Origin of the sequence: Flavobacterium sp. N1736 (assembly GCF_025947065.1) — a bacterium.
GTDB lineage: Bacteria > Bacteroidota > Bacteroidia > Flavobacteriales > Flavobacteriaceae > Flavobacterium.
The window spans coordinates 3,380,309-3,406,037 of sequence record NZ_CP109994.1; the positions used below are offsets into that span (position 1 = coordinate 3,380,309).

At 33.3% G+C, this 25,729-nt stretch carries 19 protein-coding genes; 9 read left to right on the top strand and 10 right to left on the bottom strand.

The genetic code is table 11. From position 1 onward, the window contains the following. Window positions 1-11: 11 nt before the first annotated feature. From OLM54_RS14450 to OLM54_RS14460, 3 genes are all read right to left on the bottom strand, one after another. Complete coding sequence (locus OLM54_RS14450) at window positions 12-2,411, bottom strand: TonB-dependent receptor domain-containing protein (RefSeq protein WP_264535286.1); 2,400 nt, start codon at window positions 2,409-2,411, stop codon at window positions 12-14. A gap of 115 nt (window positions 2,412-2,526) precedes the next feature. Continuing rightward, entirely contained in the window at window positions 2,527-3,579 is a 1,053-nt protein-coding gene (locus OLM54_RS14455) for a helix-turn-helix domain-containing protein (protein ID WP_264535287.1), read from the bottom strand. Window positions 3,580-3,582: 3 nt separating this feature from the next. Beyond that, entirely contained in the window at window positions 3,583-4,644 is a 1,062-nt protein-coding gene (locus OLM54_RS14460) for a helix-turn-helix domain-containing protein (protein WP_264535288.1), read from the bottom strand. A gap of 170 nt (window positions 4,645-4,814) precedes the next feature. Here OLM54_RS14460 and OLM54_RS14465 point away from each other — a divergent pair, with 170 nt between their 5' ends. The 3 genes from OLM54_RS14465 to OLM54_RS14475 all read left to right on the top strand — a co-directional run bounded on the left by OLM54_RS14465 (window position 4,815) and on the right by OLM54_RS14475 (window position 10,189). Beyond that, window positions 4,815-8,246: a hypothetical protein gene (locus OLM54_RS14465; protein WP_264535289.1), complete on the top strand. Its 3,432-nt coding sequence runs from the start codon at window positions 4,815-4,817 to the stop codon at window positions 8,244-8,246. Window positions 8,247-8,309: 63 nt separating this feature from the next. Beyond that, the gene (locus OLM54_RS14470; RefSeq protein WP_264535290.1) at window positions 8,310-8,900 is read left to right on the top strand and encodes a hypothetical protein; all 591 of its coding nucleotides are present in this window, start codon (window positions 8,310-8,312) and stop codon (window positions 8,898-8,900) included. Between the two features lie 212 nt (window positions 8,901-9,112). After that, entirely contained in the window at window positions 9,113-10,189 is a 1,077-nt protein-coding gene (locus tag OLM54_RS14475) for a glycosyltransferase (RefSeq protein ID WP_264535291.1), read from the top strand. Here OLM54_RS14475 and OLM54_RS14480 read toward each other — a convergent pair. The 3 genes from OLM54_RS14480 to OLM54_RS14490 all read right to left on the bottom strand — a co-directional run bounded on the left by OLM54_RS14480 (window position 10,186) and on the right by OLM54_RS14490 (window position 13,662). Next, the gene (locus tag OLM54_RS14480; protein WP_264535292.1) at window positions 10,186-11,481 is read right to left on the bottom strand and encodes an OprO/OprP family phosphate-selective porin; all 1,296 of its coding nucleotides are present in this window, start codon (window positions 11,479-11,481) and stop codon (window positions 10,186-10,188) included. The genes OLM54_RS14475 and OLM54_RS14480 overlap by 4 nt on opposite strands. A 165-nt stretch (window positions 11,482-11,646) precedes the next feature. Continuing rightward, entirely contained in the window at window positions 11,647-12,732 is a 1,086-nt protein-coding gene (locus tag OLM54_RS14485) for a sensor histidine kinase (RefSeq protein WP_264535293.1), read from the bottom strand. A gap of 246 nt (window positions 12,733-12,978) precedes the next feature. Next, the gene (locus OLM54_RS14490; protein WP_042564703.1) at window positions 12,979-13,662 is read right to left on the bottom strand and encodes a response regulator transcription factor; all 684 of its coding nucleotides are present in this window, start codon (window positions 13,660-13,662) and stop codon (window positions 12,979-12,981) included. Window positions 13,663-13,893: 231 nt separating this feature from the next. Between OLM54_RS14490 and OLM54_RS14495 the strand changes: the two genes are divergently transcribed. The 4 genes from OLM54_RS14495 to OLM54_RS14510 all read left to right on the top strand — a co-directional run bounded on the left by OLM54_RS14495 (window position 13,894) and on the right by OLM54_RS14510 (window position 19,776). Next, window positions 13,894-16,686 carry a TonB-dependent receptor gene (locus tag OLM54_RS14495; protein WP_264535294.1) on the top strand — a complete coding sequence of 931 codons (2,793 nt, stop codon included), beginning with the start codon at window positions 13,894-13,896 and terminating at the stop codon, window positions 16,684-16,686. Between the two features lie 67 nt (window positions 16,687-16,753). Beyond that, the gene (locus OLM54_RS14500; RefSeq protein ID WP_264535295.1) at window positions 16,754-18,091 is read left to right on the top strand and encodes a hypothetical protein; all 1,338 of its coding nucleotides are present in this window, start codon (window positions 16,754-16,756) and stop codon (window positions 18,089-18,091) included. Window positions 18,092-18,274: 183 nt separating this feature from the next. Continuing rightward, window positions 18,275-18,619 carry a T9SS type A sorting domain-containing protein gene (locus OLM54_RS14505; RefSeq protein WP_264535296.1) on the top strand — a complete coding sequence of 115 codons (345 nt, stop codon included), beginning with the start codon at window positions 18,275-18,277 and terminating at the stop codon, window positions 18,617-18,619. A gap of 176 nt (window positions 18,620-18,795) precedes the next feature. After that, window positions 18,796-19,776 (top strand): acyl transferase, encoded by a 981-nt coding sequence (locus OLM54_RS14510; RefSeq protein WP_264535297.1) that lies wholly within the window; start codon window positions 18,796-18,798, stop codon window positions 19,774-19,776. A gap of 80 nt (window positions 19,777-19,856) precedes the next feature. Here the strand turns inward: OLM54_RS14510 and tyrS are convergent, their stop codons facing one another. Beyond that, window positions 19,857-21,152, bottom strand: a complete 1,296-nt coding sequence (gene tyrS, locus OLM54_RS14515) for a tyrosine--tRNA ligase (protein WP_264535298.1) — start codon at window positions 21,150-21,152, stop codon at window positions 19,857-19,859. Between the two features lie 222 nt (window positions 21,153-21,374). Between tyrS and OLM54_RS14520 the strand changes: the two genes are divergently transcribed. Next, window positions 21,375-22,376: an NAD-dependent epimerase/dehydratase family protein gene (locus tag OLM54_RS14520; RefSeq protein WP_264535299.1), complete on the top strand. Its 1,002-nt coding sequence runs from the start codon at window positions 21,375-21,377 to the stop codon at window positions 22,374-22,376. A 4-nt stretch (window positions 22,377-22,380) separates the two neighbouring features. Here the strand turns inward: OLM54_RS14520 and OLM54_RS14525 are convergent, their stop codons facing one another. Genes OLM54_RS14525 through OLM54_RS14535 form a run of 3 tightly spaced genes read right to left on the bottom strand, consistent with a single transcriptional unit; the run spans window position 22,381 to window position 24,948 of the window. Continuing rightward, complete coding sequence (locus OLM54_RS14525) at window positions 22,381-22,872, bottom strand: DUF4296 domain-containing protein (protein WP_264535300.1); 492 nt, start codon at window positions 22,870-22,872, stop codon at window positions 22,381-22,383. Further along, window positions 22,862-24,202 (bottom strand): dihydroorotase, encoded by a 1,341-nt coding sequence (locus tag OLM54_RS14530; RefSeq protein WP_264535301.1) that lies wholly within the window; start codon window positions 24,200-24,202, stop codon window positions 22,862-22,864. The genes OLM54_RS14525 and OLM54_RS14530 overlap by 11 nt, the downstream gene beginning before the upstream one ends. Before the next feature lie 20 nt (window positions 24,203-24,222). Then, window positions 24,223-24,948, bottom strand: a complete 726-nt coding sequence (locus OLM54_RS14535; protein WP_264538569.1) for a polyprenol monophosphomannose synthase — start codon at window positions 24,946-24,948, stop codon at window positions 24,223-24,225. 105 nt (window positions 24,949-25,053) lie between these two features. Between OLM54_RS14535 and OLM54_RS14540 the strand changes: the two genes are divergently transcribed. Further along, window positions 25,054-25,722 (top strand): DUF4271 domain-containing protein, encoded by a 669-nt coding sequence (locus OLM54_RS14540; RefSeq protein ID WP_264535302.1) that lies wholly within the window; start codon window positions 25,054-25,056, stop codon window positions 25,720-25,722. Window positions 25,723-25,729: the final 7 nt, after the last annotated feature.

Here is a 25,729-nt window from a genome sequence, read left to right on the forward strand (position 1 = left end):
TTCCAATAAATCTATCTCGCTCTATTATTCTCCGTCTGCTCCACTTCTGATTTCTTATAATTTGTTTTTTTCGAATTCCCAAAACTATAGGTTGCTATCAGTTTAAAGTAATTTGTGGTGTAGGTTCTGTGATAATATATTTCGGTTTGACCAACTTCATAATTGCCGGAAACCATAAAATCATGGAAAATATCATTTGCGGTAAAGTTTAATTTTAAGGCATCTTCAAAAAAGTTTCTTTCAATACCTACTGTTACTGTCGATCGACTATTGTCGCTTCTTAAACCATAACTTTTATCGCCCAAATACCAGGCAAGCAATTGAATTTTAAACCAATCCGGAATCGTAAATGTATTATTCGAATATAAATATATTTGAGGTTTTACCGGTCCCAAAGCGTATGAATACGCATTATCAACAGCTTTGGTCAAATTCATGCTTACCGTATTGGTAGAAGTCCACCATTTTGCGCTAAACGATCTTGAAACAGAAGCAAAATAAGAATGTTCTTTCTCCAGATTTAGCGATCTCAAAATATAACTGTTTGGTGTATCACCTCGTAAAGCTGCGGCAGAAATTGGATCTGTTTTAAAAGTATATCCAATTTTAAAATCGAATTTTTTGTACATTGCCCCAATTTCAAAAGCGTGAACTTTTTCGGGCAATAAATTAGGATTTCCTTCAATAGTCGTAAACGGATCCTGATATACCACATACGGATTTAACGCCTGATATCTTGGTCTTGTAATTCTGGACACATAAGAAGCGTGCGCTTTTAAATCATCTGAAAAATCGAAATTTAAAAGTAAGTTGGGGAAAATATTGCCGTAACTTTTACTGAATTTTTGGGTTCCGTTTGCGTTTGTAAACAAATCATAATTCGTCCATTCGCCTCGAGCGCCAACAGAAAAATTAAACTTTTCACCCAGCGATTTTCCATAATTAAAATACGCAGCGCCAATTTTTTCTTTATACGAAAAATCACTTGACAGCTCGTCATCTAACTCAAAAATCATATCGTTGGCATTTGCAATTAAAAAATCTGTTCCCGATTTTATCGTCGCATAACTGTACTTTGCTCCTGCTTCGAGTTTTGCATTTTCATTACTTTTTTTAGAATAATCGGCTTGTGCCATTATTATATTTATACCATTGACTACATTATTCTTTAAATATTTCTCGGTATTTTGATCCTCAACCAAACTATTTTCATCAATAAAATCCTGAACAGTTCCGTTATAATTAGAATATTGCGTTCCTATAAATAACGATGAACCTTTACTATCTGTTATCACATTGTAATTTAAATTAATGAACTGATTGAGCAGTACATCATTTTTAGCAATATCTGTTGCATAAAAACTATTTCCGGTATTATTGTCAATTGAATTTCGGCTTTCTACAACTCCGCCTAAATCTTCTATGTTTCCGCTGTAAGCTAAAGAAATATAATCCTTTTCGGAGAAAGAATATTGCAAACCAAAACCAAAATTAGAGTAATTATTAAACTGACGTTTCCAGTCTGTGGTAAGTTGAGAGCGCATAAATTCATCCGGATTTGGTCGCGTTCTTGTTGTATATAAAAGTTCTCTGCCTTTGCCTAATTGCAATCCGTAATTTGTTATAAAAGAAAACTTTCCTTTTGTATAATTAAAATCAAGAAGTGTATTTGTACTTGTTCCTGCAAATTCTGAAACTGTAACTTGCTGACTCGCCGTTCCCATTATTCCGTTTTCGATATTCCTTTTCGTTATAATATTGATTACTGCTTTTCCTTCGGCATCGTATTTTGAAGACGGATTTGAAATTACTTCCACTTTTAAAATTTGCGAAACCGGAATCGCCGCAAAACGTTCGTAATTAATCAAAATTCCGTTAAGGTAAATAATCGTTTCGCCTTTTCCCAGAACACTTATTTGTCCTTCGGCAACGACAACATTGGGAACTCTGCCCAGCAATTCATTGACAGAACTGCTCGTCGCCAGCAAAGTATTGGCGACATTAACGTCAATGGTTCCGTTTGCGCCATATTTTAACAATGAAGTCTGGCTTTTTATCACCACTTCGTTTAACTGATTGTTGTTTTCAAAAACGATAACTGAACCTAAATTTATATTCTCTTTGTCTTTAAAAATCACATTCAAAAAACGATCAGCAAATTCTGCCGAAGTCAATTTTAGAATAATTTCTTTTTGATTAATATCTGATAATTGGAAAATCCCGTCCAGAAAATCCTGCTGTTTGATTATCACAGAATCCCGAACAGATAATAAGGAGACTGTTCCCATCATTGGTTCGTTGTTTTGATTGACGACTTTACCGGAAACATTTTTTATAGTTTGCGCTTTTACATTTGTTGACGCAAGAAAAAAACAATAAATAAAAATGAAAACTGAAATTAAAAACTTCATAAAATTTAGCGATTAGGGTTTGACTTTTTGTAGTGACAAAAGTCAGCTCAAAACCGCGAAATGAGGTAATAGAAAGAGAATTCAGGAGTACGAATTTATAAATTAATACTCTGCTTTAAGACTGAAATCCCTGAATTTGATAGTTTAAAGGTGTAGTTCCGGTATGTTTTTTAAAGGCTGCAAAAAATGTCGATTTCGAATTGAAACCAACATCATAACCTATAGATTCTAATGTAATTTTATCATTTGAAACTATGGTTTTACAAGCTTCACTTATTCTGAATTCATTTACAAAGCTCGTAAAGTTTTTGCCCAGATTATGATTTAAAAACTGCGATAGTTGATGCGTTGAAATATTGAGTTCCTGTGATAAATCCTGTAAACTCAGATTTGGGTTTTTGTATAAACTTTTTTCGAACATGATTTTTTCTAATTTATCAGATAAAACCGCTGCTTCTTCTTTGTCTAATTTTTTCCCTTTTTGGATATTCAGCAGAAACAAATCGTCTGTTTTTTTTCGATGCAAAAGAATCAGGATTATTAAATAAAGAATAAACGTAAAAGACAAACAACCTGTAACGCATGAAATAAATGGAACTCTGGCAAAGCCAAGAAAATAAAAAAGAAAAATGATCGCGTTGCCGAAGAAAATCGCTGTGAACCACTTTTCAGCCGGACTCATTTTTTCATTATTAGTTACTTTTTGAAGTAGTTTTCGGATTTCAAAACCTGATAAAAGAAGACATATAAACCATTGCAGAAAAATAAAAGCTACAAAATAGACGTTCCATAAAACAGGATAATTTTTATAAGGAAATAAAAACCCGACAGTACATATAATCATGAACCAAATCGCCAAATGATATTTCCATATTTTAGGAATACTAACAATGGAATGAATTCCGGATTTTAAAAAATAATATAAAAACGGACCAATTAATAAACACGACGAAAGTCCAATTTGAAGATAACTTTTTGGCAAAGCATTATTAAAATAAACAAAAACAGTAACTGAAATGCGAATACTTAAAGCCAAAAGTAGTGCTCCCAAAAAAAGGTTTGTGAGATATTTTTTTCTGGTGAAAAAGAAAAAGTAAATACTCAGAATAATTCCGTTGAACGACCCCAAAGCACCAAAAAAGAATAAAATTTCTTTACCAATATTCATAGCTTAATTTTGTAAACCTTGCAGTTGATAATTTAAAGGCGTTGTTCCGGTATGTTTTTTAAAAGCTGCAAAAAATGTCGATTTCGAATTAAAACCAACATCATAACCTATAGATTCTAGAGTTAGTTTGTCGTTTGAAGTGATGATTTTGCAAGCTTCCTTTATTCTGAATTCATTGATAAAACTCGTAAAATTCCTGCCCAAATTGTTATTCAAAAACTGAGACAATTGATGACTCGAAATATTAAGTTCCTGCGATAAATCCTGTAGACTCAAATTCGGGTTTTTATACAAACTTTTTTCGATCATTATTTTTTCTAATTTTTCAGATAAAAGTACGGCTTCGGCTGCATCTATTTTCTTTCCTGAATATTTTTGATTGTTCAGCAAAAACAAATCATCTGTTTTTTTTCTGTATAAAAGAATTGAAATAATAAGATATAAAATAAAAGAAAAAACCACAGCGCCACTAATATATGTTGCTCCCGAAGCGCCCATAATCGAAAGGAAATAGAAAAGAAACAAAAGAAAATTACCCAAAAAAAGCATTCCGAACCACAGTTCTGAAGGCGTTGTTTTTTGTTTTGGATTTATTATTTTTTTCAAAATTGCACGAATTGTAAAACCTGAAAAAACAATATAAACGAACCATTCAAAATAAATAATCTTTATAAAATAACCTGTCCAAAGTTTTGGATAATCTTCATACGGATATACAACTCCAACAGTCACAATGATGATTCCTAAAAGCAGTAATGTAAACTTCCATGATTTTGGCATTACGTTTACTTCTTCAACCGCCGATCTTAAAAAATAATACAGACACGGACCAATAAAAAAACAGGCTGTAAGTCCAAATTGCAGATACATTTTAGGTAAAGTAGAATCAAAATAGACAAATACAGATTTACCAATTCTAATACTTAATGCAAATAAAAGCGCTCCAAGAAAATAATTGGTAAGGTATTTTTTCTTCGTAAAAAAGAAAAAATAAACGCCCAGAATAATTCCGTTGAAAGCTCCCAAAGCACTAAAAAAGAATAAAAGTTCTTTGCCAGTATCCATAATTAAATTTGGTTAATGCAGACAAAGCTAAAAAAAAGATTGGTTTAATGTTTTTATTCTTTTTCAAAAAAACAGAATAATGCTCTAACTCACAATATTATCAACCTTTAAATGTCTCAGAATTTCCCAATTATAAATACTACTTTTGGCTTTTTAGAGTTAAAGTCTTTATGTTGAAAAAATTACTGTTTTTAACGGTGCTGTTTTGGTTTTCTGGTCTTCGGGCGCAAGAAACGGAATCATCGTATCAAACGAAAAAAGTAATTGTTACCAAAGACACGATTCACCTGGAAAAATTTAGTATTAATTCCAGTTTTTTCGAACTTTTAAATGCTAAAAATGAACCAATCGATTCTGCCTTTTACAAAATCGATTTTCAAAAAGGAACTTTACTTTTTAAAGAAAATTTCAATTCGGCTTCTGATACTTTAATTGTCAATTATTTAAAATATCCTGATTTTTTAACCAAAGAATATTCAATTTACAAAGATAGTCAGGTGGTTAGCAACGATGTTGGAACAGAGAAATTATACAAACTTGAAAATGCTAACGCAAAAAAAGTCACGCCGTTTGATGGATTAAATACTTCCGGAAGTATTACGCGTGGTGTTACGATTGGTAATAATCAAAACACGGTTTTAAATTCGAATCTGGATCTGCAGATAACGGGAAAAATATCTGATAAAGTGAGTTTGCGGGCTTCACTTCAGGACAATAATATTCCGCTTCAAGATGGCGGATATTCGCAAAAACTGGATCAGTTTGATAATATTTTCATGGAACTTTTTAGCGATGACTGGAACATTCGTGCGGGCGATGTTTTTCTGGAAAATAGAAAAACGCAATTTCTAAGTTTCAACAAAAAGGTTCAGGGGCTTGCAACGAGTTTTGATTTTGGAGGCGAGGAAAACAAAACAAATGTTTTTGCATCTGTCGCTTTTGTAAAGGGGCAATATGCAAAAAGTACTTTTACAGGACAGGAGGGCAATCAGGGACCGTACAAATTAAAAGGGCAAAATGGCGAATTGTACGTTTTGGTAATTTCCGGTTCTGAACGTGTTTATGTAAATGGTGTTTTACTCAAACGTGGTGAAAACAACGATTATGTAATTGATTATAATGCGGGTGAAATTGTGTTTACATCGCTTTTTACGATTACATCAGAAATGCGTATTAATGTTGAATATCAATATTCTGAACGAAATTACAATCGATTGGTTACATATGCGGGTGCGACTCATGAAAATAAAAACTGGAGTTTTGGCGGTTATATCTATTCTGAAAATGATATGAAAAATCAGCCTTTGCAACAAAATCTTTCTACAGAACAAGTTCAGATTTTGAGTCAGGCGGGAGACAATCAAAACTTAATGATCGCGCCATCTGCTTATGAAGATGTGTATGCTGATAATAAAATTTTGTATAAAAAAGTACTCGTAAATAATGTCGACGTTTATCAATATTCAAACAATTCGAGCGATGTTTTATATAATGTAAAATTTAGTCTTGTTGGCAATAATCTGGGAAATTACATCATTCAAAACAATAATTCTGTGGAGCGTATTTACGAATATACTGCACCGGTAAATGGCGTTTTGCAGGGAAATTATGAACCAATTGTAAAACTTGTTGCGCCAATGAAAATTCAGGTCGCGACTTTTTTAGGAAAGTACAATCCCGATGAAAAAACGTTGGTTGATTTTGAAATTGCAATGAGCAACAATGATCAAAACTTATTTTCGAATATTGACGATGCTAATAATCAGGGAATTGCTTTTAAAACCAATATCAAAAAACGTCTTTTTACGAAAGACTGGACTCTGGATGGTTTTGCAAATTATCAATTTGTACAAAAAGATTTCAGATCGGTAGAACGTTTGTATAATATTGAATTTAATCGGGATTGGAATTTAAATACGACGCTTTCAGGCAACCAGAGTCTTTTGGTTACGGGTTTAAATTTTGATTTGTTCGCCAAAAAAGAAACTTCAAATATTGGTTTGTTTACTTATAAATTTGAAAAATTAGACTTTACGGAAAGCTATTCGGGAGCACGACATACAACAACTGCTTTTTTTAAACTGAATAAATGGACGATTGAAAATTTAGGCAGTTTCCTAAATTCTGATGCAACGGCTTCGACTTCAAAATTCATTCGAAATCTGGCTAAAACGAAATATCATTTTGGCAAAAATTGGGTTGGCGGAAGTGTACAAATCGAAGATAATCAGGAAAAAGATAAGATCACAAATCAGTTTTCGGCCTTGAGCCAAAGATTTTCTGAATATGGTGTTTTTGTTGGTCGTGGCGACAGTACGAAGGTTTTTGTCGAATTAGGATATTTACAACGTCGAAACGATAGTTTGCAAAATGGTTTATTGCAACATGTAAACGATTCCCGAATGTACGTTTTAAAATCAAAATTGATTCAGAATAAAAAAACAGATTTGGCGGTTTATGCGAGTTACAGAACTTTGAATTTTACGGATGCACTACGAAAAAACGAACCTTCATTAAACTCCAGAATTCTATACAACGACCGATTTTTTAATCAGTTTATGCAAATAGGTACGGCTTATGAAACGAGTTCAGGAACTATTGCGCAACAGGAATTTACGTATATCGAAGTTCCGGCGGGGCAAGGTGTTTATACCTGGAATGATTATAATGGTAACGGAATTCAGGAATTGGAAGAGTTTGAGGTCGCTCCTTTTCCGGATCAGGCGAAGTTTATTCGTATCTTTTTACCCAATCAGGTTTATATTAAAACGAATCAAAATAAGTTTTCACAATCGGTTACTTTAAATCCGCTGCAATGGCAAAACGAAACCGGTTTTAAAAAATTGGCTTCTTATTTTTACAATCAGACGTCTTTTATTATGGATCGAAAAGTAAAAAGTAACGGCGATCGTTTAGAATTGAATCCGTTTAGTTCATCTGAAGAAAATATTTTGGGATTAAACTCAAGTTTCAGGAACAGTTTATATTATAATCGAGGCAAACAAAAGCATTCTGTAACGTATTCTTACCTTATTAATAAAGGGAAAAATTTGCTTTCGATTGGTTCTCAAAATGTCACTAACAATTCACACCAATTGCAATACACGCATTTGTATCAAAAAAGCTGGTTGTTTAATTTCTTTACCAAAACCATAAAAAACAATTTAGTTTCGGAAGATTTTACTGAAAAGAATTATGATTTGAAAGGCTATCAAATTGCACCAAAAATCAGTTATTTATTTTCGAAAAATACCAGTCTGGATTTCTTTTATGAGTTGCAGAACAAAGAAAACAAAATAGGAAATTTTGAAACATTGCGTCAAAACAGGCTGGGAACTTCTTTTTCTTATGCCGGCGAAAAAAAGATAACTGTAAATGGTGAGTTTTCTTTTTATGAAAATAAATTTGAAGGAAACGAATTTTCATCTGTAGGTTTTCAAATGCTTGAAGGGCTGCAGGCTGGGCAAAATCTGGTTTGGAAGCTGCTTTTACAGAAAAACATAACGCAGTTTTTAGATATAAATTTAAATTATCAGGGTCGAAAAAGTGAAACCGGAAATACGGTTCACACCGGAAATGTACAGCTTCGTGCTTATTTTTAACACTTTGCGAACAACATTACTATAAATTGATTATTTTTAATTGAAATTTTAACTTCTCAACTTATGAAAAAATTATTATTGATCTGTTTCGTATTTGTGCTTTCCGGTAATTTCTATGCGCAGGAAACAACAAAAACTACTAAAACTAAAACAGAAACTAAGGCAAAAAAAGCAAAATCTGATGCTGATAAAGCTGCTGCAGATGCAAAAAAGGAATCGGCAAAAGCTAAAAAAGCAAAATCTGATGCTGACAAAGCGACTACAGATGCCAAAAAAGAATCTGCTAAAGCTAAAAAAGCTTCTGATAAAGCAAAATCTGCTGCAGATGGAGCAACTGCTGATTCTAAAAAAGCAACTGCTGATGCAAAAAAAGCAAAATCTGACGCTGCTAAAGCAAAAAAAGACGCTAAGGCTGAAAGCACAAAAGCTGATGTAAAAAAGACAGAAGCTGATGCAAAAGCAAAATCGGTTAAAAAAGATGCAACTGCAACTAAAAAAGCAACGACTAAAACTTTAAAGGAAACGAACGAAAAAGCACCAAAAGTTGCTGATAAAGTGACGGGAGAATACAATGGTAAAAAAGTATATACAGGTCCCAGAGGCGGTAAATACTACATTAATTCTAACGGAAACAAAACGTATATACAGGATTAAAAATAATTTCATTACTATAATAAAGGAGACTAATTGATATTGGTCTCTTTTTTTTATAGAAAAAAATCAGTGAATGCCTCTTATTTTTTCTCCATTTTCAGATTTTGTGTTAATTTACCAATAAAGCTTTACAATAGAGTTAATAATTTAGTAATATCTCCGAAATAGCAGAAAAGACTTATTTATATATCTTCGTCAAAAAGCAACATAATATGAGTATTGAATATTCTGCAAACAAAACTATTTTAATCGCACCGTTAAACTGGGGACTAGGCCACGCCACAAGATGCATCCCGATCATAAAAGCGCTTCAGGAAAATAACTTTATTCCGGTCATAGCTTCAGACGGTATTGCGCTTGCTTTGTTAAGAAAAGAATTCCCTTATATTCAAACTCTTGAATTGCCATCGTATCATATTGAATATGCTAAAAATGGTAAAAATTTTAAATGGAAACTGATCAAAAACCTTCCTAAAATGATTACTGCTATTTTAGATGAGAAAAAAATGGTGAAATCGTGGGTTAAAAAACACGGTATTGACGGTATTATTTCAGATAACAGATTAGGTGTTTTTAGTAAAAAAATCCCATCTGTATTTATAACGCATCAATTGAATGTGATGACCGGAAACACGACGTGGTTTACGAGTAAATGTCATCAGCATATTATTAAAAAATACAACCAATGCTGGGTTCCTGATACTAATGAAGAGGTAAATCTTACCGGTGAATTAGGGCATCTTAAAACAGATGAACTTAACTTAAAATATATTGGTCCTTTGAGCAGAATGCGTAAAAAAGAGACTCCAAAAGTATATGATTTAATGATTATTCTATCGGGACCGGAACCTCAACGTACTTTCCTTGAAGAAAAATTACTGAAAGAAATCGTTAATTATAAAGGAAAAGTAGTTTTTGTAAAAGGTGTAGTCGAAAAAGACCAAACTAAACTGGAATCAGAAAATGTTACGCATTACAATTTCATGAATTCGAAGCAATTGGAACAAACTTTTAACGAAAGTGAATTGGTTTTATGCCGTTCCGGTTATACTACTGTTATGGATTTGGCAAAATTGGGTAAAAAAGCTTTTTTTATTCCAACGCCGGGACAATATGAGCAGGAATATCTTGCGATAAAACTTCAGGATGAAAATTTGGTGCCGTACGCATTGCAAGACGACTTTACCATTGAAGATTTATCAAGAGTAAAGTCGTTTACAGGTTTTTCTCAGTTTCAGGATAATATCGACTGGGATGAACTATTTTCTATATTTGAAGATAAAGTTTAGAAGTTAAACTGCGCTTGCAATCGCAATAAATTTCCTTGTTGCCTGTTGATTGGAAGCGCGCTGTCTTCAAAAGTTCTGTCGGCAATAACATATTCTGCCGTAAGTTCGAATGCTTTAATTGGCTGCCATTCTATACCTAATTCATAATCTCTTACGACATAACTTCTGGCATCTTTTTCGTATTTTTTTCCTCCGTCATAATATTGAAATTTGGCAAAAGGATAAATATGCTGCTTTTTCAAATCTAATTTGTAATTCAATAATACGTAACCACCATTTAAATCTGTTTCATCAACAGTATTGGTTAACGTATTGTAGCGAGGTCCTCTACCAATATTATATTCCGTCTGGATTCCGAATGGTTTTGGATATAAAACAAAAGTCGCTCCTACTCTTTGGTCTTTTACATATTGTGGATCATTTACGATAACTCCAGGGGAAATTTCACCTGTAAAAGCCCATTTTCCGGTATATGCCTGAATTCCCGGTTCGATAATCTGATTGCCAATAACAAACGGATATGTTACTCTGGCAACAACATTCAAATCTCTGTTTCCATCTAATTTATTGGCGATTTGTCCATTGTAAACTCCAAAAGCAAAAACTCCATAATCGCCTGAACCTTTATAACCGTCTTTTACAAGCATAGCAAAACGCTCTCTGATTTCAGCCGGGGCCCAATAAAAGAATATTCCTAAATCACGTTCATTCAAGATGGCACTGTTCATCGCATCGTTTCTGTCTAAAGCCAATCGTTGTGAACTTGATTGCATGTTTTCAAAACCGTATGGAATTTTACTTTGTCCAACACGCACACGATATTCTTTTTTCTTATCAAAAGAAAGATCAAAATATAAGTCACGAATCTGAACGAAATTTTGAATTCCCGTACTTGGTGAACTGGCAAAATCCGGCTGAAAGTAGAAAAATACATTTGGATGAACCTGACCTGAAAACACTAAACGTGCACGTCTGATAAAAAGTCCGTTGTTTGCTCTTGCGTTGGGATCTGTAGAAGTTGTTCCCCATGATTTATCGCATTGTTCGCAGGAAACTTTATCGTTTGTAGATAACAAACCGTTGTATCTTATTTGTGCATAACCTCTTAAAGAGATTCGATCGTACCAATGTTCGTCGTTACTAACACCTGATTTGGTATCTGGAAGTTTTGCTTTGTTGATAGAATCAAGAAGTCGAACTACTTCTTTTTTCACATCTTCTTTAGTCAATTCCTGTGCATTTGCCACACAACTAATTAGCAACAAAATCGCAATTATTTTTCTTTTTATCATTTTTTCTCTAATGCACTAAAATTCAAGGTGCAAAGATGTATCACCTATGTTAAGAAATCATTAACAAGATGTTACCAAAATAAGAAGATTTGTTTCGAAATTGTTACGCAAATATTATTCGTCGTGACAAACTATGTATTTACGGCACTTCGCATTTATTTAAGCTTACAATTTTTTAACTTCGATTTTTTGTGCTTTATATGCTTTTTCGAGTGTAAAAGAAAATTCAGAACCAATTCCGAACTCACTTTCTACGTATACTTTTTCTTTATGTGCTTCGATAATATGTTTTACGATGGCTAATCCTAAACCTGAACCGCCTTCAGATCGGGTTCCGCTTTTATCAACTCTGTAAAAACGTTCAAAAAGTCTTGGAATATTTTGTTTTTCAACTCCTTCTCCGTTATCGCTAATTCTGATTAAGACTTTTTTCTTGGTTAGATTTACTACGCCAACTTCGGTTAAGCCGCCTTCTTTTCCGTACTTAATTGAGTTTACAATTAAATTTTCAAGTACTTGTTGAATTCTGTCTTCGTCTCCACGAACTATAACCGATTTTACATTTCTGCTTTCAAAAGCCAATTTTATTTTTTTCTTCTCGGCTTTCATTTCCAATAAGTCAAAAACATTCTGAATCAATACAACAATATCAAAATCAGTCATATTCAAATCTAAATCACCAGATTCAAGTTTGGTAATCATATCGAGATCTTCGACTATATAAATTAATCGCTCTACTCCTTTTTCGGCACGTTTTAAATATTTTTTTCTGATATTTTTGTCGTCCATTGCACCGTCAAGCAAAGTCGAAACATAACCCTGAACAGTAAACAGGGGGGTTTTAAGTTCATGAGAAACGTTGCCTAAAAACTCTCTTCGGTATTGTTCACGAATTTCGAGCATTTCGATTTCGAGTTTTTTATCGGTAGCAAACTTTTTCACTTCTCGCGAAAGCGTTTCCATGTCGGTCGTAATAGGCTGATTGATCAATGTTGTGGATTCTAACAATGAAACCTCATCATATATTTTTTTTACTCTTCGGTATATAAAACGTTCTACTCGATATTGCAAAACCAAAAAAGCAAATATATAAATGGATACGATGAAAATTAATCCAAATGCGATTTGATGTTTTAATTGTCCTCTATAAAATAATGACATCAAAATCATAACAAATCCTGTTGCAAAAAGACTTATATATAATGCCGACTTTACAGCGAATTTGTATGTTTTTTTAAAATTAATTTTCATTGAAATATTTGATAAACTATTGAGAGACTATTTTTTCACCGTATAAGTGATATAAGTTCATTTAACTTTTGACTATAAATGACTTAGCACATATAAACTAGGTTTATATGTGCTAATATATAATAATTTTTAAAAATTAAGTGCTACAAATTATATGAACTTATATCACTTATATGTTTAAATTTATTGAATTTGTTTAAATTCTTAGCAACTTAGAGTCTTTGAAACTTAGTCCCTTAAAAAAATCTAAACTTCAAATTTATAACCAACTCCTTTTATTGTTTTAAAAAGATCTTCTCCAATTTTTTCACGTAATTTTCTGATGTGAACATCGATTGTTCTTCCTCCAACTACAACTTCATTACCCCAAACTTTATCAAGGATTTCGTCTCTTTTAAAAACTTTTCCTGGTTTTGAAGCTAATAAATAAAATAATTCGAATTCTTTTCTTGGTAAAGCAATTTCTACATTACCTTTTATGATCTTGTATTCTTCACGGTTAATTTCGATTCCGCCAACATTTAAAGTATCGCTAACAACTTCTTGTTCTTTTAACCTTCTTAGCAAAGCTTTTACTTTGCTAACCAATAATTTTGGTTTTATTGGTTTTGTAATATAATCATCTGCACCTGCATCAAAACCAGCTACTTGAGAATAATCTTCGCTTCTTGCTGTTAAAAAAGTTATGATAACATTATTTAATTCCGGTATTTTTCTGATGTTTTCACAAGCTTCCATACCGTCCATCTCTGCCATCATCACATCCATAATAATAAGGTCCGGTAATTCCTTCTGAGCTTTTGCAATTGCATCTTTTCCATTTGAAGCTGTTACAATCTGATAGCCTTCCTGAGCAAGGTTATAGCCTACGATTTCTAAGATATCCGGTTCATCGTCGACCAATAAAATCTTGGTTTGAGTTTTTTTCATAAAATAGCAAAAATTGAGTTTTCTCATCAAATTTCATCCTAAAAAATCTGATGGTTTTTAATTGCGATGGTAAATATAATAATAAATCAACGGTTAAAAATCCGTGTTAACGGTAATTTAATCTCGTAACAATTTGATAATCTATAGAACACAGAAACATAACAAGTGCGTAACATGAACTTTACAGGGCGGCTCTTACTTTGCAAAAAAATAAATTAAACACAACTAAAAATGAAATTCAATCTAAAATTTCTATTACTCACATTATTTATCTGCACGATTTCGGTCGCTCAAAACAAAGGTACAATTTCTGGTGTACTAACCGACAAAGAAATGAACAATCAATCGCTTCCTTTTGCGAATGTTTTAATAAAAGGAACAAACATTAGCACAAATACTGACGTTGACGGGAAATATTCGTTAAGCGTAGCTCCCGGAAAATACGTTGTAATTCTAAGTTTTTTAGGTTACGAATCTGTAGAAGTTCCTGCAACAGTGGTTGCAAATGAAACTGTAACTATTAATAGAGCGCTTTCTTCAGGAAGTGGCTATACTTTGAAAGATGTTGTAGTAAAATCATCTTCTGTAAACAGAGAAAAAGAGTCTGCACTCTTATTAGAGCAAAAAAATGCTATTGAAATGAAACAAGTTATTGGTGCTCAAGAGCTATCAAGAAAAGGAGTTTCTGATGCAGCTGCGGCAGTTGTAAAAACTTCCGGAGTTTCTAAACAAGAAGGTGTAAACAATGTTTTCGTACGCGGACTTGGTGACCGATATAATTCGACTACATTAAATGGCTTGCCTCTTCCTTCTGAAGATCCGGTTTACAAGAATGTTTCGCTTGAATTTTTTAGTTCTAACATTATTAAAAACATAAACGTAAACAAAACATTTGCTGCTGATTTATACGGTGATAATGCTGGAGCGAATATCGATATTACATCAAAAGAACTGGACAAAAATATAATGCTTAGTATATCTGCCCGTAATGGTATCAACACAAATGCTAATTCTGTTAAGTTTGCTGTAGCAAATGGAACTTATAGTTATTTCGGTTTTTTACAAAATGGAAGAAACAGCCCTATTACAAATTTGAACAGCTACGATTTTCAGACAACTTTTAAAACTGACAATGTATCAAATACAGTAAATCAAAATTTCAACATTTTAGGTGGAGGAAAAATTAATATTGGTAAAAACAAACTTTCTCTTTTTGGTGTAGCTTCAAGCAACAGCGAATTCTTTTATCGTAAAGGTTTTATAGGTCAATCAACATTCTCAGGAGACTATACTCGTCGCGACGATTTAAGTCGTACGGACTATAAAGCAACACAATCCTTTTTAGGAAATGCAAAATACAAATTTGATAAAGGAAGTATATCGCTTAATTCTCTTTATATTCACAACAACTCTCAATATGTAAACCGTTTAATTGGTTTTGATGATGATATAAACGGAGACATTGGTACACCAGGAGCTGAAAAATCGTTGGTAATACGTCAACAAAATGACGATAACAATCTTTTTTCAAACCAACTTTTAGCTGATTATAAATTTAACGATAAAATTACTGTCAACATTGGAGGAGTTTACAGCAAACTAAAAGGTACAGAACCAGATCGTAAAACCAATACGTATGCTTACAATGATCAAACGAACACATACAATGCAGCTTCTGACTCAGCTGGACAAACTAATCGTTATTTCTCTACATTGGATGAAAATGATGCTGCTGCAAAAGGAGAAATAAACTACACCTTTAATCCAGAATCAAATGCCTCTGCTGTATTGACTTTGGGAGGAAATTACCGTACCACTGACAGAACATTTAATTTTACAGAACTATTGTATGATTTCGGTTCAGGACCAACTATAGACCCGGAAAATCCAGACTTGGTTCTTAATCAACATGGTATTGATACAGGTGTTTTTCACCTCGTTACCGGACGTGGAGCAGCAGACAATCCAAATGCACTTTCTCCTTTTTATTATCTTGCAGACCGTGATATTATGGCAGGTTATCTGCAATTATTATATCCGTTTAACGAAAAACTTACTGTCCAAATAGGGGTACGAACTGAACAGATTAAACAAACTATAAACTGGGATACAAACCTTACCAGTAGTGTTAATGACTTAACGACAAAGCCTTCTAACATTGACAAAAACTTTATTTTGCCAAGTTTAAATTTAAAGTACGCTATCAACGAGAAAAATGCAATACGTTTTGCAGCCAGCCAAACTTACACAATGCCTCAGTTTAAAGAAATGGCACAATTTTTATATTCTGATGTAAATAGTAACGAATACGGTAATCCATACCTTGTTCCATCATCTGATTACAATGCTGATCTTAAATATGATCATTATTTATCAAAAAAAGAGATTATTTCATTTGGTGGTTTCTACAAATACATTCAGGACCCAATAAGCCGTACGCAAATGAACTCACCTGCATTAGAATACTCGTATGTGAATACAGCCAAAGCATTTGTAGTTGGTGCTGAACTGGAAGTACGTAAAACTCTTTATAGCTTTGATAGCGAGACACGCACAAAAGATTTCTCTTTTGGCTTTAACGCATCTTATTTGTATAGTGAGCAAACACAAGATAATCAAACAAAGGGTGTTATTTCTACCTATTTCACACACGAAAAAGGTAAAATGCAAGGAGCATCGCCTTTGTTAATTAATTCTGACTTGAGTTATAGTACCGGTAATGACGAAACATCTCTATTATCAACCTTGGTTTTTAACTATTTCTACGACAAAGTATATACTGTAGGTACCTCTGAACGTGAAAATATTGTAGAAAAAGCCGTTCCAACACTGGATTTTATAAACACTTTTGAATTTAAAAAATACAAACTCGCGCTTAATTTTGGAGCGAGAAACATACTAAACTCAAGATTTTGGCTTACACAAAAAACCACTTCGACTGTTACAAATGAAACTACAGACACGCTTATCAGCAGTTATAGAAAAGGCGCGACTATTGTTTTAGGTCTTAGCTGGCAATTATAAAAATTCTTAACACAAATAATTTTAAATCAACACAAATACTAATATTAAAATGAAAAAAATGAAAAAAATGCTTATGCTTGCTATTGCAGCAACAATGGTAGTAGGTTGTAGTAGTGACAACGACAATGGTAATGATCCTGTTCAAGAAGGAACTAAAGACGGATTAATCTCTTCATTGACTGATCCGGATTACAACGCAAGTTCTTTGAAAGGTTTTGTTGCAGCTAACATTACTTTACCAGCTGGTAACTACGTTTTAGATGGTGCTTTAGTTGTATTAGACGGTTTTACTTTAACGCTTGAGCCTGGTGTTAAATTTACTGCAAACACTTCTGGTGCACAAGGTGGTACAAATGTACGTGTACAAGTAAACATGGGTGCTAAAATTAAAGCTGTAGGTACTGCTGCTAAACCAATTGTTTTTACTTCTGACAGAAAATTACCTGGTGACTGGGCTGGTGTATTTTTATGTGGTAAAGCAACTCTTGTTTCTCCAAATGGTTCAAGAGATGGTAACTACACTCAAGCAACTGAAATTGGAGATGCTTCATACGGTGCTAATAAAGATGATGATTCATCAGGTGAATTACAATATGTAGAGATTGCTTACGCAGGTGCTCGTATCAACGGTACAAAAGAAGGAAACAACCTTTCATTATATGCACAAGGTACTGGTACAATTCTTAAAAACCTTTGGTTACATGATGGTGCTGATGATAACATCGAATTCTTTGGTGGTACTGTAAATGTTGAAAACCTTTTAGTAGTAAACTCTGCTGATGATACTTTTGACTGGTGTTTAGGTTGGAAAGGTACAGCAAAAAACGTAATCGAAATTCGTGAGGCTGGCTTTAATGACATCACTAATGGTTCTGGTATGATGGAAGGTGACGGTTTCTTCTCTGACCTTGGTTCAACTCCTGCTAATACAGCAAACTTGTCTAACCCAACTATGACAAACTTTTCAATTGGTGTTTACAACGGAGCTGGTAAAGACTCTGGTGACGCAAACAGCACTGCTTATAAACTTCGTGCTGTTGCAACTTACAGAACAGGTTGTAAAATTAATTTAACAAATACAAAAATAGTTTGGGGTGATGCAGTAAACTTGCCTACAAATGGTTTGTTTAAATTTAACGATGCAACAGGTCCTGCTCTTGCTGCTAGTGTTAATATCGATATTAACTATACAGGTGTAACTTTCATAGGTCAAGCAGGTGTAACTACATCTCTTGATAGTCCAATTCCTGGTGCAAACTATAATGCAGCAGGTGCTTATCCAGCTTATGCTTTTGCTGATTTTACAAAACTTGTTTTCAACAACACTGCTGCTACTGGTGCTGATAAATCTGTTTTTGCTTGGACAAGTTATGACTTCGCTACTAAAGCTCCTGGTCTTTTCTAAAAAGTTCCTAAAACAAAATTTAATATTAAATCCTTCGGAATATTCCGAAGGATTTTTTTTTTATTTTAGTGGAATGTAAAAACATATCTAAATTGTTAAAAACATCCTAAAGTTTTAAGATGTTTTTTTTTGGCGTAGTTTTTGTAATTTTTTTTGTATATTTACAATAACCAAAACATAGCGATGGCAAAAAACTACTTTTATATTACATTTTTATTGGCTTTTTTCTTTACTATTACAACAGCGTCTGCGCAGGATAATAGTAAGCAATTACCAAAACCTCAAGACGGAACTACCATTGAGGGGCTTAGCTTGTACCCTAATCCAGTTACAAACGGAAAGGTTTATATCACATCTAAAAACGATTTAGAAAAAGAAATTCTTGTTTTTGATGTTTTAGGAAAAAAAGTAATCCAGACACATTTAGCTTCAAGAGAATTAAATGTTGCCGATTTAGCGCCTGGTGTCTACATCATTAAAATAAGCGAAGAAAATGCTTCCGCAACCCGAAAGCTCATTATTCGGTAACACATAAAATACAATAAAAAAGCTCCAATGATATTGGAGCTTTTTTTATTTGGTTTACAGTCTCAGTTTTCAGGTCACAGTTGTAGCTGGCACTGAAAACTGAGACTGAGACTGAAAACCAAGACTGAAAACTAAAAACTATTTACAATTATACTTATCTTTGCACAAAAAAAGTTTTGATCACAGCCAACGATATATTTACCATTTCGAGTCAGAAACAATTTGAAAAAATAGCTTTAAAAGTCTTTCGTTTTCAGCATGAGAATAATCCCGTATATCGTGACTTTTGTGATTTTTTAAAAGTAAATCCACAACAGATAAAATCACTGGAACAAATTCCGTTTTTACCTATTCAGTTTTTCAAAAGCCGTAACGTAGTCTCAAACACCAATCCTGCACAAGTTACTTTTACCAGCAGCGGAACAACAGGAATGATTACCAGCAAACATTTAGTGACCAATGTTTCCCTATATGAGGAAAGTTACCGCAATGGGTTTTCTCAATTCTATGGCAATATTGAAGATTATGTTGTTTTGGCTCTTTTGCCGTCATATCTCGAACGTGATGGATCTTCACTTATTTATATGGTCGAAGATTTAATAAAACTATCCAATCAGCCTGAAAGCGGGTTTTATTTACGTAATCACGACGACTTAATTAAAAAACTGACTGCTTTAGATGAATCCGGGCAAAATGTGATTTTAATTGGTGTTACGTATGCCTTATTAGATTTAATCGAAAAACATCAGTTCAACCTTCAAAATACCATTATTATGGAAACCGGAGGAATGAAAGGCAAACGCAAAGAAATGATTCGCGAAGAATTACACGAACAACTTTGCAAAGGTTTTGGAGTTTCTGCAATTCACTCAGAATACGGAATGACAGAACTTTTAGCACAAGCGTATTCTCTTGGCGAAGGTGTTTTTGAATGTCCAAGTTGGATGCATATTTTAGTACGTGATCCCGAAGATGCCCTTACTTACGTAAAAGATGGAAAAACAGGCGGAATCAATGTTATTGATTTAGCCAACATCAATTCATGTTCTTTTATTGCAACACAGGATTTAGGCAAAAAAAATCCCAACAACTCTTTCGAGGTATTGGGACGTTTTGATAATTCTGATATCCGTGGATGTAACCTAATGGTTCTTTAGTTTAATCGTTGATTTGTTTAATTGGTAAATCGTTTCTGGAATTTCGATTAAACAATTAACCGTTTAAACAGTTAAACTATTTAAACTACTCTAATCACAAAATAATTCTTCTTACCACTTTGCAACAACACAAACTGATTGTTGATTAAATCATTAGCTGTTAATACAAAATCTTCCTTAATTTTTTCTCTGTTTACAGAAATCGAATTTGCTGTTAAAGCACGTCTAGCTTCTCCATTTGATTTAAAGAAACCAGTTTTTTCGTTTAAAACCGAGATAATATCCAATCCGTTTTCAAGATCTGTTTTTGCGATTTCTGCTTGCGGAACTCCATCAAAAACTTCTAAAAAAGTTGCTTCATCCAATTGTTTCAAATCTTCGGCGGTTGAATTTCCAAACAAAATATTCGAAGCCTGAATCGCTTTTTCCAACTCTTCTTTACTGTGAACAAAAATGGTAATTTCTTCTGCCAGTTTCTTTTGTAAAACTCTTAAATGCGGAGCTTCTTTGTGCTCTTCAATTAAAGCATCAATAGTTTCCTTATCTAAAAAAGTAAAGATTTTGATATATTTTTCAGCATCAACATCTGTAGCATTTACCCAAAACTGGTAAAATTTATATACCGAAGTTTTATCGGCGTCAAGCCAAACATTTCCACCTTCAGATTTTCCAAATTTAGACCCGTCTGCTTTTGTAATTAATGGCGTTGTCAAAGCAAAAGCTTTTGCACTTTCTCCTCCCATTCTGCGAACTAATTCTGTACCAGTGGTAATATTTCCCCATTGGTCAGAACCTCCCATTTGCAAAAGGCAGCCATTATTTTTATATAAATGATAAAAGTCGTAACCCTGAATTAATTGATATGTAAATTCTGTAAAAGACATCCCTTCTCCTTCTCCGCTCAATCTCTTTTTTACAGAATCCTTCGCCATCATATAATTTACCGTGATGCGTTTTCCAACTTCACGTGCAAAATCAATAAACGAGAATTCTTTCATCCAGTCGTAGTTATTTACCATAACCGGAGCATTTGAATCTGTAGAATTAAAATCTAAGAAACGAGATAATACGCTTTTTATTCCCGCAACGTTTTTAGCCAGAGTTTCTTCGTTCAGTAAATTTCTCTCGTCAGATTTTCCGGATGGATCACCAATCATTCCGGTTGCACCACCAACCAAAGCGATAGGCTGATGACCAAAATTCTTTAAATGAACCAATAAAATAATCTGAACCATACTACCAATATGTAGTGAATCTGCCGTTGGATCAAAACCTATATAAGCCGTCGTTACTTCTTTCAGCAGTTGTTCTTCCGTTCCTGGCATGCTGTCATGATATAACCCGCGCCACTTTAATTCTTCAACTAGATTCTTCATTTTTTAAGTAATTTGTGCAAATGTAATCAAAGGCAATGGCAATGACAAAAAACAATTTCAATGAAAACAGCAATATTAGCTTTAAAAAACAATTCCGACAGCTATGCAAACAAAAAAACTTTGCGCCTCTATGCCTCTGCAACTTTGAACCTTTATAGAAACCTTTGCAACTTTGTCCCTTTGCCTCTTTGTCCCTTAAAAGCAAAAACTTATCTTTACAAAATGGTATTAGTAACTGGAGGAACAGGTTTAGTAGGCGCACATTTATTACTTCATTTAATTGAAAATGGAGAAACCGTTCGGGCTATTTACCGAAACTCAAACAACATTCAAAAAACAAAAACGGTTTTTGAGTTGTATAAAAAAGGCGATTTATTCGAAAAAATTAATTGGCTTGAAGCCGATATTTTAGACGTTCCTTCTCTTGAAATTGCTTTTATCGATATTGAATATGTTTACCATTGCGCCGCTTTAATTTCATTTGATCCAAAAGACGAAGATGCGCTTCGAAAAACAAATATTGAAGGAACTGCCAATATGGTTAATTTTTCGTTAGCCAAAGGAATAAAGAAATTCTGCTTTGTAAGTTCGATTGCTGCTTTGGGCGATTTAGCCGCACATGAAACTTATATTACCGAAGAAACAGATTGGAATCCTGAAAAACCGCATAGCGATTATGCTATTTCTAAATATGGCGCCGAAATGGAAGTATGGCGCAGTGTTCAGGAAGGTTTAGACATTATCATTATTAATCCGGGGGTAATTTTAGGACCAATCCCGAAGACAAAAAGCGCTGAACAAGGAAGCGCTGAACTTTATACAAGAGTTGCAAATGGACTTTCATTTTACACTTTGGGTAGCACCGGATTTGTCGCCATAAATGATGTTGTAAAAATTGCTTTTGAATTGATGAAAAGCAACATTAAAAACGAACGTTTTACATTAATTGCTGATAATGTTGTTTTCAGAAATATTTTAAACACAATTGCGGAAGTTTTAAAAGTAAAAAAACCAAGTATTCATGCTAATCCTTTATTAATGAATACACTTTGGATTGCAGACGGAATATTCTCAACTTTATTTTTTCAAAAAAGAACTTTAACAAAGGCAACTGCAAAAGCATCTTATTCTAAAAATCTGTATTCGAACGAAAAAATAAAAACCGCTCTGGGAACGGTTTTTTTAGACGTACATCAATACATAAAAGAAGTTTCGAAATTGTAAAAAACTATTTCCTTAAATTTCTTTTCGCTTTTTTTATCGAATCAGTATTAACAGGTTTCATATCATCCAATTTTGGAGCTGGCCCTGCTGCTTTTTTATTTTTATTAGCTTTATCTGCTTTTTTCTTTTCAATTTTAAGTAATGAATCTACCTTTTTCTGATTCTTTTCCAGACGCTTTGCAATTTGATCAAACATATCTTTGTAGTTTTCATAATCTGCTGCGTAATACATATTACTTTGTGCAAATTGCAAACTGTCTACTTTATATTTTTGCAAAATAAACTTTTTCGGACTCGCATCTACTGAATCTAAAGACAATGGATTATTATATTTTATCGCATCCAAAACAGATAAATCATACATAATATCAATCATCTTTCCTTTCTCAATAAGTCGTTTTGGTTCTTTTACCAACTCTTTTTTACAACTTACAGCAAGAAACAAAACCAATATTACAAATACCAAATTCTTCATTTCAGTTTTTTTATCTATCAAACAATAATCTTTTTCCGTTACGAATATCTTTAATTTTAAAGTTGTTATAAACCAATTCGCCATTTACAAAAGTATGCGTAATTCTCGATTTAAAAGTATAATTTTCAAAAGGAGACCAGCCGCATTTTGATAAAATATTTTCAGGTTTCACACTCCACGGCAAACTCGGATTTACAATAACTAAATCGGCAAAATAACCTTCTTTTACAAAACCTCTTTTTTCGATTTTAAAAATCTTAGCCGGATTATGGCACATTTTCTCCACGATTTTTTCAACCGTAATCTTTCCTTGATGATGCGCTTCAAACATTGCTACAACAGCATGCTGAACTAATGGTCCGCCAGAAGGAGCATTTAAATAAGATTGGCTTTTTTCTTCTTTTGTATGAGGCGCATGATCTGTTGCAATAACATCAATACGACCATCATTCAAAGCTTTCCAAAGTTCTTTTCTGTCTTCGGCCGTTTTTACAGCAGGGTTCCATTTAATAAAATTACCTTTTGTTTTATAATCTTCATCGGTAAACCAAAGATGATGCACACAAACCTCAGCCGTTATTTTTTTATCTTCTAATGGAATTTTATTCGAAAATAATTCCATTTCCTTTGCTGTCGAAAGGTGAAATATATGCAAACGCGCTCCGGTTTTTTTAGCCAAAGCCACCGCTTTTGAAGACGAAATATAACAAGCCTCTGCACTACGAATTAAATGGTGCGCCGTTACCGGAACATCATCACCGTATTGCTCTTTAAAAAGGGCAAGATTATTTTTAATTGTTGCTTCATCTTCACAGTGAACTGCAATTAACATGGGCGTACTTGAAAATATTCTCTCTAAAGTTGCTTCGTTATCTACCAGCATATTTCCGGTTGAAGAACCTAAAAATATTTTGATTCCGGCAACATTTCTTGGATTGGTTTTTAAAACTTCTTCCAGATTATCATTGGTTGCACCCATCATAAACGAATAATTCGCAAATGATTTTACAGCCGCAATCTGATATTTATCTTCTAAAATTTCCTGAGTAACTGCGTTTGGAACCGTGTTTGGCTGTTCGATAAAAGAAGTGATTCCGCCTGCAACAGCAGCTCTCGATTCAGATTCAATATCGCCTTTATGCGTTAATCCCGGTTCTCTAAAATGTACCTGATCATCAATTGCGCCCGGCATTAAATAACTTCCTTCGGCATCTATAACAATACAATCTGACGTTTTTAGGCTAATGCTATCTGCAACTTCAACAATTAAGTCGTTTTCGATCAAGACATCACCTTCAAAAATAGATCCTTCGTTTACAATTTTAGCATTCTTTATTAAAATCCTATTCATCGTCGTGGTATTATGTGGTATTATAATCTATTGATTAATTTTTTTAATCGAAGTGAAATCACACCAAGAATAGCTTCCTTAATAATGGCATTACTCATTTTTGAAACTCCTTTTGTTCTGTCAGTGAAAATAATCGGAACTTCGGTAATTTCAAATTTAGCGCAATAAGTTCTGTATTTCATTTCGATTTGAAACGCATAACCTACAAACTTTATTTTGTTGAGATTTATTTTCTCTAAAACTTCTCTTTTATAACAAACAAAACCTGCTGTGGCATCGTGAATTTTCATTCCCGTAATGAATTTTACATATACCGATGCAAAATACGACATCAACACACGGCTTAAAGGCCAGTTTACAACATTTACACCTGTAACATAACGAGAACCAATTGCTAAATCGGCGCCACCAAAATGACAAGCGTCAAATAATTTTTCAAGATCATTTGGGTTATGCGAAAAATCGGCATCCATTTCAAAAATAAAATCATAATTACGTGCTAAAGCCCATTTAAAACCATGAACATAAGCTGTTCCTAAACCTGATTTTTTGGCCCTTTGCTCTAAAAATAATCTGCCGGGAAATTCTTCCTGCAATGCAATCACTTTATTTGCAGTAAAATCCGGAGAATTATCATCAATAATTAACAGATGAAAAGGTTTATGTTGCGAAAGTACGGCTCTTACTATACTTTCTATGTTTTCAATTTCGTTATAAGTGGGAATTATGACAATACAATCATTCATTTTTCTTGGCAATTTCATCGCAAAAGTAAACTTTTTATGCCATTTCATTCATAATAAATTTATAATAAAAGTATTGATACAAAAAATTACTAATTTTGTAACGCTATGATTGAACACCTTCAACCCCGAATTATCGAGAACAAAGATTGGGCAACCCTTTTATTTGTGGTAGCCTTTGCACTTGTTGCTATTACTAAATCGACTTATGAAACGAGATTTAGCGAGTTTAGCAAACTTATTATTTCAGATAAATATGCTAAGATTTATCGTGATACCAGCCACTTAAAAGGCAGCTTTATTGTTGGGCTGTTTTTTGTGCAAATTTTGTCGTTTTCATTTTTCATTTTGCTTACGCTTCATATCTTTGGATATGCATCAAAAACCGACTGGATTTTATACATTCAGATCGCTACTTTTTTACTTTATTTTATTCTAGGAAAATTCTTAATTGAAAAAATTGTTGCAACTTCTTTTAACATTGATGAATTTGTAAACCTTTTCAATCTGCAAAAAGCCACGTACAGGACTTATATTGGTGTTTTAGTACTGCCTTTTAATGCCATTTTGTTCTATTATGACAATATTCCAAAAATTGTCCCGCTAGTAATAATAGGCATTGCGCTGTGTATAAGTCTATTCTCATATTTTATTTCAATTAAAACGTATCAAAATATAATAATCGGTAAGTTATTTTATTTTATTTTATATCTTTGCGCTCTTGAAATAGCCCCTTATTATTTTATGTATTATTGGATAACAAAAGAGGTGGCTTAGTAAATGT